This window comes from Burkholderia sp. CpTa8-5 (assembly GCF_017815045.1).
In the GTDB taxonomy this organism is placed as follows: Bacteria; Pseudomonadota; Gammaproteobacteria; order Burkholderiales; family Burkholderiaceae; genus Burkholderia; species Burkholderia sola.
The window spans coordinates 89,532-101,093 of record NZ_JAGIQD010000024.1 but is presented as its reverse complement, the minus strand read 5'-3'; the positions used below and the strand labels follow the sequence as shown (position 1 = coordinate 101,093).

The window sequence follows — 11,562 nt, the reverse complement described above, 5'->3', positions numbered from 1 at the left end:
TGCTGCGCTCGCTCGCGAAGGGCGAGGCGATCACGCAGGATACGTCCACGCTCGAGAATCCGGCCATCCTCGAGCAGTTGAACCACGCGATGTGACATCGCCCGCCACGGCGGGCCTATCGCGTCACCGCGGCGCCGGAGCACGACCGCTTGCCCGTTCATCACGCCGGGCGCGCGGCCGCGCTCGCGCCGGCGACGAGCATCGCCGTGCGTTCCCCGACGGCACGGCATGCAGGCGGATCGCAGCACTTTCGCCACTGCATTTTTAATTAGTCATACGTATTACAACACTCACAAAACGGAGACAGACGATGAAGGGAATGACACGGACGATGTGCGCGGCGCTGCTTGGCGCGGCCGCAAGCACCAGCAGCTTCGCGCAGAGCAGCGTCACGCTGTACGGCGATCTCGACGCCGCGTTGCTCTATACGAGCCGATCGCTCGATTCGGCAACCGGCGGCAACGCCGGGCGCCAGTTCGCGCTGACCGACACGGGCATGACGCCGACCAACTTCGGCATCACGGGCACCGAGGATCTCGGCGGCGGGCTGCACGCGCGATTCAAGCTGGAAAGCGGCTTCAACATCACGGACGGCGCGTTCGGCCATTCGAACGGCAACTTCTTCGGCCGTCAGGCGTGGGTCGGGATCGACGGCGGCTTCGGCGAAACGAAGGTCGGCCTGCAGTTCTCGCCGTTCGTGCTCGCGATCCTCGGATCGGATCCGCGCAACGTCTCGCACTTCGGCGCCGCGCTGGTGCCGTACGTCGACAACGTGCTCGTCACGGGCCTCTTCAACCCGAACGCGATTTCGTACACGAGCCCGACGATCGCCGGGCTGACGGCCAGCGCGATGTTCGGCTTCGGCGGCAAGGCCGGCGACTTCCAGGCGGGACGCCAGTATTCCGGCAGCCTTACCTATACGAACGGCGGCTTCATGCTCAACGCGGCGCTCTACGACGGCAACGGCGGCACGTCGCCGACGCCGGTGCCGAGCACGGTCGCGTTCGTCGGCCGCACGATCGGCGCCGCCTATACGTTCGGGCCGGTAACCGGCAAGGCGTCGTTCACGAGCTACAAGGTCGCCGGCTCGTTCAGCAACAACGTGTATAGCGCCGGCCTCGACTATCGCGTCACGCCGGCCCTCGACCTGAACACGGGCGCGTGGTACACGACCGACCGCAACGATTCGCACAACCATTCGCTGCTCGCCGCGATCGGCGCCGACTACAGCCTGTCGAAACGAACGGGCCTGTATGCACAGGTCGGCGTGGTCAACAACCACGGCGCGATGAATACGGGCCTCGGCATCACGGGCGGTGCGTTGTACGGGTTGCCGGGCACGACGGTCGGCGTCAACGCCGGCATCCATCACGTGTTCTGATATCCCCCGAGGACGGGCGGCCACCACGCGCTGCCCGTCCGGCCACGGAAACGTCGCGCAAACGTCACGCGAACGTCGCGCAAACGCCCCGCCCGGCGCGGGCCCGGTCATCCTGCGCACCGATCTCGATGTTTACCCGACCTCAAGTCCTCGGCCGCGCGGCCGTCAAGTCAGGAACGCATGCGCAACATCCGCCGGGAACCCGGCGCGCGTGCCCTCAAGGAGACCCACCAACGTGAACTTCTTCGGAATCGGCCGCGGCCGCCGTTCGTCGCGCGCGCTCGTCGGCGACATCGCCGAACAGGCCGGCAGGCTCGGCATCGAGATCTGCGACGTATCGGGCCACGTCGAGGAAGTCGCGGCACGCGTCGCCCGGCAGGCGGAGGTCTGCCATACGCTGCGCGAATCGGCCGCCGTCACGCTGCGCGGCAACCACCGGATCGCCGAGGCCGCGCAGCAGGTGCGCGACGTCAGCGCCAATGCGTCGAACGCGGTCCGGCAGTCGCAGCAGACGATCGAGGCGTCGCTCGCCGACATTCACGGCCTCGTCGAGGGCGTCACCACGATCAGCGACCAGATGGGCGCGCTGCGCGACGCGCTCGGTCACGTGCGGGCGGTGTCCGAGGAAATCTCCGTCATCGCGAGACAGACCCACCTGCTCGCGCTGAACGCCGCGATCGAGGCCGCGCGCGCCGGCGAGTCGGGCCGCAGCTTCGCGGTCGTCGCGGCCGAGGTCAAGAACCTGTCCGCGAAAACCGGGCAGGCGACGGCCCAGATCGAGACGACGCTCGCGCGGCTCGCCGAGCAGACCGACCACCTGCTCGCGGAAGGCACCGACAACGCCGCCCGCGCGCATCGCGTGCGCGAGGGCACGCGCACGATCGGCGAGGTCGTGCACGCGACCGGGCACGCGATCACCGAGCTCGCGGGCGAAGCCGAACAGATCGCGTCGTTGACGGACGAGATCGAGGCGCAGTGCCACCGTCTCGACGAGCAGGTGGGCGAGATGGCGTCCGGCGTCGAGAATTCGGCCGACAACTTCTCGCAGGCCAAGGACCGCCTCGGCAATCTGCTCTCCGTCTCCGAGACGCTGATCGAGCTCACCGCCGCGACCGGCATCGAATCGCCGGACACGCGCCTGATCGACACCGCACGGAGCACGGCCGCCAAGATCGGCAAGCTCTTCGAGGACGCGGTCGCCCGCGGCGATATCGCACTCGACGCGCTCTTCGACGCGCACTACGAACCGATTCCGGGCACCGACCCGCAACAGTTCATGACGCGCTTCACGGCGTTCACCGATCGCGTGCTGCCGGCGATCCAGGAGCCGGTGCTCGACGTCGACCCACGCGTCGTCTATTGCGCGAGCTTCGACCGGCAGTGCTACCTGCCGACCCACAACCGCAAGTTTTCCCTGCCGCAGCGTGCGGACGCCGCGTGGAATGCGGCAAATTGCCGAAACCGCCGGATCTACACGGACCGGACGGCGCGCATGTCCGTCGCGCATGACAAGCCGTTCCTGTTGCAGACCTATCGGCGCGACATGGGCAACGGCCAGTTCGTGCTGATGAAGGACGTGTCCGCGCCGATCGTCGTCGGCGGACGGCCGTGGGGTGTGCTGCGCATCGGCTACACGGTCTGAACCGGCGCTACTGCTCCAGTCCCACGCCCAGCGGCCGCTGATCGCTGCGGCCGTGATCGTCGACCACCCGCACCGTATAGCTGCCGGCCGTGCGCGGCTGCCAGAACAGCGCGTCGCCCGGCCCGCTGCGGCCGACATACGCGTCGTTGACGAACCAGTACAGCGCATGCGCGCTCGCATCGGCGGTCGCGTTGAACGCGATGCGCGTGTCGTCGGTGCTTTTCACGCGCATCGCATACGTACTGCCGCGCAGCGGCGACGTGATGCGCGGCGGGTCGCCTTCGACCTGCCCGGCATCGCGACAATCCGCATTCTGCGGCGGCCGCCGGCGCGGAATGCCGGCCTGCGCGAACACCTGCTGCAAGTCCGACGGCCAGAACTCGAAGACCTCCGTATGCGTGCGCTTGCCGTCGTACGGCGGGCACGCGGCCTTCCCCGTCGCGTCGTCGATCACGACGGGCCGGTGCACGGCGCTCACGCGGATCGGCGACGTGCCGGGGATGAACCACGTCCACCCTTGCTGCGGACACCACTCGTTCGGCAGATCGCCGCTCGCGAGGCAGATGCGCACGCGCTTCAGTTTCGGCGGCACCGCGCGCGGCGGCTCGACGACGGCCCGCTCGGCATTCAGCGCATCGACGACCTGAAAGAACAGCGGCGCGGCCGCGTCGACGCCGACGAACGCGGTATTGGTCGAATTGTCGAAATTGCCGACCCACACGACCAGCACGTACGGGCCGAACACGCCGGCCGTCCACGCGTCGCGGAACGACCATGACGTGCCGGTCTTCCAGTACACGGGCACGCTCGACGGCTGCGCGCCGCTCGTCTCGTCGGGGCGCAGGTGCTGGCGCAGCATGTCCATCGTCATGTAGCTCGCTTCGGCGCTGAGCAGGCGCCGGCCGGGCAATGCCGGCTCGTCCGCGCGCAGCCGCAGCGGCCGGAACTCGCCGCGGTTCGCGAGCATCGCGTACAGCGCCGCGAGATCCTGCATCGTCACTTCACCGCCGCCGAGCACGAGCGCGAGCCCGTAGTGCTGCGCGCTTGCGAGCCGGCGCACGCCGGCGTCCTGCAGGAACCGGTACAGGTCGGGCGACTTGAGCTGCGACGCGACCCATACGGCCGGCACGTTGCGGCTGCGGTTCAGCGCGTCGGTCGCCGTGATCGGCCCGAGGAAATGACCGTCGAAGTTCTCCGGCGCATACGGGCCGAACGACGTCGGCACGTCGCGCAGCACGGTCTGCGGATGCAGCACGCCCTGGTCGAAGCCGAGCGCATAGATGAACGGCTTGAGCGTCGAGCCCGGCGAGCGCCGCGCGAGCGTGCCGTTCACCTGCCCGTCGATCGTCCGGTCGAAGAAGTTCGCGGAGCCGACCAGCGCCTTCACGCCCATGTCGCGCGTATCGACGAGGATGGCCGCCGCGTTGCGCACGCCGCGCGTATCGTTGCGCGCGACGTAGCGTGAAATCTGCCGTTCGAGCGTGCGTTGCAGGTCGAGATCGAGCGTCATCGCAAGACGGGCGCCGCCATCGCCGTCGCGGTTGCCATCGTCCGCCGCGCCGCTCGACGTCGTACGCCACGCGCTGCGCGCGGCCAGCGCCTGGTCGACCGCATGCGGCGCATCGAACGGCAGCGCGGACAGCGGCCGCATCGCGAGCGGCAACGCGAACAACGGCTTGAGCGACGCATCGCCCGGGTGCTTCGTCAGCCAGCGCGCATAGAGCCGATTGCGCGACGCGGCCAGCGCACGGTTGATCTCGTCCTGCCCGCCGCGCACGCGTCGCGCCGGGTCCTGCGGAATCACCGCGAGCGCGAGCGCTTCGGGCAACGTCAGCGCGTCCGGCATCCGGTCGAAATAGACGACGCTCGCGGTGCCCGCGCCTTCGACGTTGCGGCCGTACGGCGCGTCGTTCAGATACGCTTCGAGAATCTGCCGCTTCGAGTAGAACAGTTCGAGCTGCACCGCGCGGGCAACCTGCTCGAGCTTGCCGGCCGGCGTGCGCGTGTTCAGCTTCCACAGCGAGCGCGCGAGCTGCATCGTCAGCGTGGAGCCGCCCTGCGGATTGCCGCCGCGCACGTACGTGATCCACGCACCGCGCGCGAGCCCGTACGGATTGAAACCCGGATGCCACCGGAACCAGCGGTCCTCGTGCAGCATCACCGCTTCGACGAGTTGCGGCGACATCCGGTCGAGCGGCACCCACAGCCGGTAGCGGTCGTCCTTCGCGAGCGTCAGGCGCAGCAGCCGGCCTTGAGCGTCCGTCACCGCGACCGACGACGGTTTCCAGTCGCGCAGCGGCGGATGCGGCCACAACCGGCACGCGGCCAGCGCGGCGAACACAAGCAGCGCGCCGACGAGCCAGTTCTGCCAGCGATGCAGCCAGCGGCCGGCGCCGTGCAGCGCGCGCCGGAGCACGGATGCGTCAGCCACGCGCGGCCGCTCCTGGCGACGTGCGCGACCTGCAACGCGGATGAAACCGCCCCGTCATCGCACGCGCTCCACCGTCAGCGCCGTGCCGCCCGGCGCCTGCGCCTGCACGCGGCGGTCGTACATCGATTCGCCGTAAGCGGGCGGTGCAATGAAGCGGCCCGCGTTGCTCGCCTTGATCCGGTAGACGAACTCGCGCACGTCGGTCGTCGCGGTGCCGTAGATCACCACGCGATCCTCGCGGATATCGGCGAACTGCGGCTGCCACGTCGAGCCCTTCACGCCGATCGGCGAATGCCACGGTGCATCGGCCACCGGCGCCGACGCACTGCCGTCGCCGTTGCCGTCCTGCGTATCGGTCACCGGCGGCGGCGCGATCACCGGATCGAAGCCGCCCGGCAGCAGATCGACGATCGCGACGTTGCCGACGTTCGCCGAACCGGTCGCGCGAATCTTCAGGTGTACGTCGATCTCCTGGCCGAGCGCGATCCTCGCGAGCGGCTTGCCGTCGGTATCCGTGTAGTCGCGCACGATCTCCAGCCCGTTCCTGATCGCCTTCGTCGACGTGCCGCGGTCGTAGCCCGACTGGCTCGCGACCCACCACGCCGGCAGCGCGCTGCCGTTCACGAAGTCGACGCGCGACGCGCCGGCCGCCCACGTGCCCGAGCGCACGAGGTTCGCCTGAATCGACGACACGTCCTTCGGCGCTGCGCCCGCACGCACCTCGTTGATCGCGAGCCGGTCGAGCTGGCCTGCGTTCGACGCCGCATACGCGTCGAGCGCGAGAATCGTCATCGCCGACGACAGCGTGTTGTAGCGGTTGTCGACGAGCGGCGCGGCGAGGTTGTCCATCGCGCGCGGCGACAGCTTGCGCACGCGCTCCGGGAAGTGCTTCGCGAGCAGGTACAGCACGCTCGCATCGCGCGTCAGCGGGTCGATGTAGTAGCCGGCCGCGTCACCGCCGTCGGACGCGCGCTTGCGTTCGAGCAACGCCTGCGGGCCGGCAATCAGCGCGGCGGCCTCCTTGTCCTGCTTCAGCAACTGATACGACGCGGCGAGCCACGCGGCCGCGAGATCGTTGTTCCAGTCGTTCGGATAGGCCGCCTGCAGCCGCTTCTGCACGGCCGCGAGGCTGTTGGTCGTCACGTTGCCCTGGCGCGTCAGCAGGTACACCGCGTACGCGCGCTGCCGCAACAGGTCGAGCGAGCCGAGCGAATCGTTCGCGGCGAGCCGCTGCAAATACGCGTTGCCCGCGTCGAGCATGTCCTTCGGCACCGCGATGCCGCGCTCGCGCGCATCCAGCAGCACGTGCATCGCATACGCGGACACGAACGGATCGGCATCGGGCGTCGCGCTCCACAAGCCGAAGCCGCCCTGCGCGTTCTGCCGGCCGCGCAACACGCCGAGGAACTGCGCGATCGCGCTCGCGTTCGCCGTGTCGGCGCCGGCTTCCGGCGCATGCATCGCGCTCGTCAGCGCGCGCACCGACAGCCATTTCGCCGCGAACACGCGCGGCACGGCCGCGCTCACCATCTGCTCGCTGCAGGAATGCTCGAAGTTGACGAGATACGACGACAGCCCTTCGGACAGCACCAGCGGCGCCGTGGAAATACTCGCGTCGCGCGACGCATACGCGTCGTACATCGACCGCAGGTTCGGCACGCCCGTCTTCTTGCCCGGGTCGAGCCGCGCGATGTCGAGCTGCGTGCGGAACGCGGCGGCCGGCCGCACCGACACGTCGACACGCTGCTGCGCACCCTTCGCGCCGTAGCGCGCGCCGAACGACAGCGCGCCGGAGCCGAGCGTATCGGTCGCCTTCACGCGGAACAGCGCGACGCCTTCGTGCTGCGGCGCGAGCGCGACGTTCTGCGTCGCCGGCCCGATCACCTGCAACTGCGGGCCCGTCTTCAGCGTGACCGCGACCGGCACCGGCTGGTTGCCGACGCCCGTCAGGTTGTTCGCGACACCGACGCTGACGTCGGCCTCGTCGCCCGGCGCGAGCGTCGTCGGCACGTTCGGCGACAGCACGAAATCGCCGCGCACCGTCGTCGCGCCTTCGAACGTGCCGACGAGATCCGGCGACACCGACACGGCCATCACGCGCAGCTTTCCGTTGAAGTAGTCGGGCACCGTGTAGCTCAGGCGCGTGTCGCCGTTCACGTCGACGATCCCCGACCAGTAGACGACCGGCTTGTCGCGCTTGCGCTTGAACGGGTTCAACTGGCGGCCGATCGCATCGTCGGCGTCGCCGCCGGGCGCGGCCATCGCCATCAGCTTCTCGAAGTCCGGCAGGATCAGGTCGAGGATCTGCGACGTGCCGACTTCGAGCATCCGCTTGCGGAAGAAGAACTTCAGCGGATCGCCGAGCTTGTAGCGCGCGACCTGCAGGATGCCCTCGTCGACCGCGAACACCACGACCTTCGCGGGCTTCGCCGAATGCACGGTGAAGTTGACGGTATCGCCCGGCTTCACGAGCGCCGGCGCATCGACGCTCACCGCGTTGCGGCGCGCATCGAGGTTCACCGAGAACGGCACGACGCCGTAGCTCAGCGGGCTCATGAAGATCTCGTCCGACGACGGATCGCGAATGTATTGGACGTTGATGTAGCCGTTGCCTTCGAAGCCGGCCGGCACCGTGATGTGCTGAATCGAGCTCGTCGTGTCCGCATGAAACCACGCATGTGCATACACCTTGTCGCGCTCGATCGTGATCAGGCCGCTGCCCGCGTAAGGCGCGCGGATCGCGATTTCCACCTGTTCGCCCGGCTTGAAGTCGTGCTTCGCGAGGCTTACCTGAAGCTCCGCGTTGCGGTCGAGCGAACGCGTGACGTTCGCGGCGCCCGTGACCGAATACTCGATCCGGTTCACCGCGGCGCCATCGGCGCGGCGGATCACGAGCGCATAGCTGCCCGGCTTGTCGGTGCGCAGCGCGTAGTCGAGCCCGGCTGCCGGAATCGACAGCGGCTTCTCGTCGACCGGCACTTCCTTCAGCCGCGAATCGTATTTGTACGCGCCGGAATCCTGCTTCGTCAGCACCGACACGTAACGCTGCTCGACGAGCTGCGCGCGCAGGTCCTTCACGTCGATCGCCTTCGCGCCCGGATCGATCGCGACGAGCCGCACCGTGCGCGGGCTGCCGCGCTTCACGTAGCCGAGATCGTCGACCGACTTGTAGCCGACGAGCCAGTCGTTGTTCGACACGAGCGTCTGCGCGTTCGCGGCGACGTTGCGGCCGCCTTCCGCTTCATATGCCTTCGCCTGGAAGTAGAGCTGGTAGGTCGCGTCCGCGTACTTGTCGAGATCGAGATCGAATTCGGCATGGCCCTTGTCGTCGGTCGTGCCGTCCTGCAGCGCGGTCGTGTAGCCCTCCTTCGCGCGGCGTGCGTCGAAGAAGTGATACCCCTGCCAGCTGCGGAACGACGGCCACACGGGGCGCAGCGTCAGCGTCGCCGCGACGCGGCGTTTCTCGGCCGGCGTGCCGAACAGGTTCTGCGCATCGACGATGCCCTTCAGCCCCTTCGGCTTCACCCACCCTTCGACGACCTGCTGCGACAGCTTCGCGTCGACCTTCATCCGGTCGGGCAGGAATTCCTTCACCTGCACCGTCGTGCTGCCGATCGGCTCGGCGCCCGGCTGGCCGTCCTTCACGATATACAGGTTGACCGTCCACGTACCGGTCGGCGCCGTTTCGGCGGTCGTGTAGCCGATCTCGGTGAAACCGGTCGCGTCGACGGTCACCGGCTTGCGCTCGACGGTCATCCCGCGCGGGTCGACGATCTCCGCCTGCAGCGGCACGCCGGCCGGGCTGCGCGCCCAGTTGGCCGCACGCACGATCAGGCCGATATGGAATGGATCGCCGGGCCGGTACAGCCCGCGATCCGAGAACAGGTACGCGGACAATTGTCCCTGGCCCATCGCGTTGCGTTCGCCGTCGACGTCGAAGCGCGAGAAGTCGAGCTGGCGGTCGCGGCCGGCCACCGGCAGGAACGACAGGTCGGTGTCCTTCTTCACGACGTAGAGCTGCGGACGCTTCTCGCGGTCGAGCCCCTTGAATGCCGGGAAATGCACGACGCCGTCGGCGCTGGTGGTCTGCGTGAACAGCGCCTGGCCGTTCACCGCGAGTACCGATACGGTTGCGCCCGCAACCGGCTTGCCCGAGCGGATCGACTGGATGAACACGTCCTGGCTGCCATCCAGCGCCTTCTTGACCAGCATCCCGAGATCGGTCACGACGATCAGCCGCGTGTCGCCGAGTGCGTTGTCGCCGTCGTCGCCGTTGCCGCTGCTGTCGCCCGAATCGGCGTTGTCGGACTGATCGTGGCTGCCGTCATCGGACGCCGCGTCGCCATCCTTCGCATCGTCGGCCTTCTTCTTCTCGGCCGCCGGATCGTACTTCGACAGGTGCAGCAGGAACACGCCGCGCTTGCCGTCCTTCAGATACTGGCCGAGGTCGACGCCTTCGTAATGGGCACGGCCCGGGTCGCCGGCCGGGAACGCGCGAGTCTGCACGAAACGCTCGACGATGTGATCCTCGCTGAACGAATACGACAGTTCGGGCCGCGCGTACGTACCGTTGTTGAAGCTCACGAGATGCTGGATCTGGTCGGGCAGCACGCGGCCGATCTCGACCTTCATCCCCGGCAGGTTGCGCGACACGACCGACAGCCGCTTGCTGCCGCTCATCGACAGCAGCGAGCCATCGGCCATGAAGCGCAGCAGCTTCGGATAGTCGGGCACCGTGAACGCGGTCGTCGCCGCCTCGGCGAGCAGGTAACCGCCGGCCGATTTAAGGTTGCCCTCGATTCGCACGACGATACGATCGCCCGGCGTCGCGTGATACTTGAAGCTTTGCAGCGTCGCGTAGTCGTTCTCGGTGGGCACCGCTTCGAGCGGCAGCGGCTTCGACTGCTTCAGCACCGCGTCGCTGACGTCGGCCAGGTTCCATTCGTACGGCGGATCGTCGTCCGACTGATCGACGCCCGGCTTGCGCTTCGGCAACACCCACGCCTTCGCGCGCGCGGCCAGCTCCGCGCTGCGCACGCCGTCGGACGCTTCGGCGACGAGCACCTGCTCCGGCTCGTAACGCTCGTTGTCGACCAGCGTCGGCGCGATATTGCCGATCGACAGGCTGTACAGCCCCGGCACGTCGACCGACGCGTGCAGCACATCCGGCGTGCCGTTGCCGCCTCGCGCGCTCTTCACGCCCTTGTCGACGTCGAGCCGCACTGCCAGCGGATCGCGCGGAATGTCGAGCGGCTGCGAGTAGACCCACGCGCTCGTCTTCATCTTGTCGTAGTTGACCGTATAGCGCAGCGGCGACACGGTCTTGCCGTCGCGGCCGACCAGCGCGAGGCCGATGCGCTTCTCGAACTCGGCCGGATCGACCGGGTAGTTGAAGCGCAACTGCAGCAGCGCCTGCTTCTCCGCCGGATTGTCGGGGTTCTGGTAGAACTGGTTGTCGCCGAACGTCGCGGCGAACGCCGGCACGTCGAACGCGAAACGATCGTCGCGCATCGTCGCCTGCGGCGCGAACACGCGATGCACGGCGAAGCGCACCTCGACGTGCGCGCCGACCGGCCAGTCGGCCGCCGGCGTGAAGCGCAGCGTCTTGTCGTCGGCCCACTCCCACGCGCCCTTCAGCGCGGGTGTCATCTCGATGCCGTCGCCGGCCGGCTTGCCGACCTGTTCGATCGGCGCGGCCGATCGCGAGAACGCCACTTCCAGCGGATGCACGGTGATCTTCGGCTTGTCGGCATCGTCGACCTCGTAGGTCGTGATCGCCGGCGCCTTCACGGTGAAGCCGACGGTTTCGGGCTCCGGCGGCTTCGGGCGATGCTTGAACCAGTAGCCGCCGTAACCGAGCGCGGCCGCGAGCAGCACGATGCCGCCGGCATGCCACGGGCGGCGGCGCACGGCCGCGGCGGTGACGCCCATCCATGCGGGCGCCGTCCACGACACGTCGCCGACCAGCGGCCGCAGCGCGCAGCCGAGCAGCCACCAGACGAAGCCCGCCGCGCGAATCGGCAGGAGCAGCAGGAAACGCAGCAAATCCATTTTGTTATTTCCTTGTCAAGGACATGCTGCCCAAGCGGCAACCTTCCCCGAATCGTT

Annotated in this window: 4 protein-coding genes; 2 read left to right on the top strand and 2 right to left on the bottom strand. The window is 68.4% G+C overall.

Annotated features, from left to right (window positions below):
- Nucleotides 1-310 precede the first annotated feature (310 nt).
- The gene (locus tag J8I35_RS27710; protein ID WP_209927943.1) at nucleotides 311-1,381 is read left to right on the top strand and encodes a porin; all 1,071 of its coding nucleotides are present in this window, start codon (nucleotides 311-313) and stop codon (nucleotides 1,379-1,381) included.
- A gap of 235 nt (nucleotides 1,382-1,616) precedes the next feature.
- Nucleotides 1,617-3,023, top strand: coding sequence for a methyl-accepting chemotaxis protein (locus J8I35_RS27705; RefSeq protein WP_209927937.1), 1,407 nt, complete (start codon nucleotides 1,617-1,619; stop codon nucleotides 3,021-3,023).
- Between the two features lie 7 nt (nucleotides 3,024-3,030).
- Here J8I35_RS27705 and pbpC read toward each other — a convergent pair whose 3' ends face one another.
- Together pbpC and J8I35_RS27695 are read right to left on the bottom strand one after the other, a co-directional pair.
- Nucleotides 3,031-5,454 (bottom strand): penicillin-binding protein 1C, encoded by a 2,424-nt coding sequence (gene pbpC / locus J8I35_RS27700; protein WP_209927933.1) that lies wholly within the window; start codon nucleotides 5,452-5,454, stop codon nucleotides 3,031-3,033.
- Nucleotides 5,455-5,508: 54 nt separating this feature from the next.
- Nucleotides 5,509-11,505 (bottom strand): alpha-2-macroglobulin, encoded by a 5,997-nt coding sequence (locus tag J8I35_RS27695; protein WP_209927928.1) that lies wholly within the window; start codon nucleotides 11,503-11,505, stop codon nucleotides 5,509-5,511.
- Nucleotides 11,506-11,562: the final 57 nt, after the last annotated feature.

Coding starts and splice junctions, on each gene's coding strand:
- J8I35_RS27695 (WP_209927928.1), bottom strand. CDS start 11,505: ATGGATTTGCTGCGTTTCCTGCTGCTCCTGCCGATTCGCGCGGCGGGC.
- J8I35_RS27710 (WP_209927943.1), top strand. CDS start 311: ATGAAGGGAATGACACGGACGATGTGCGCGGCGCTGCTTGGCGCGGCC.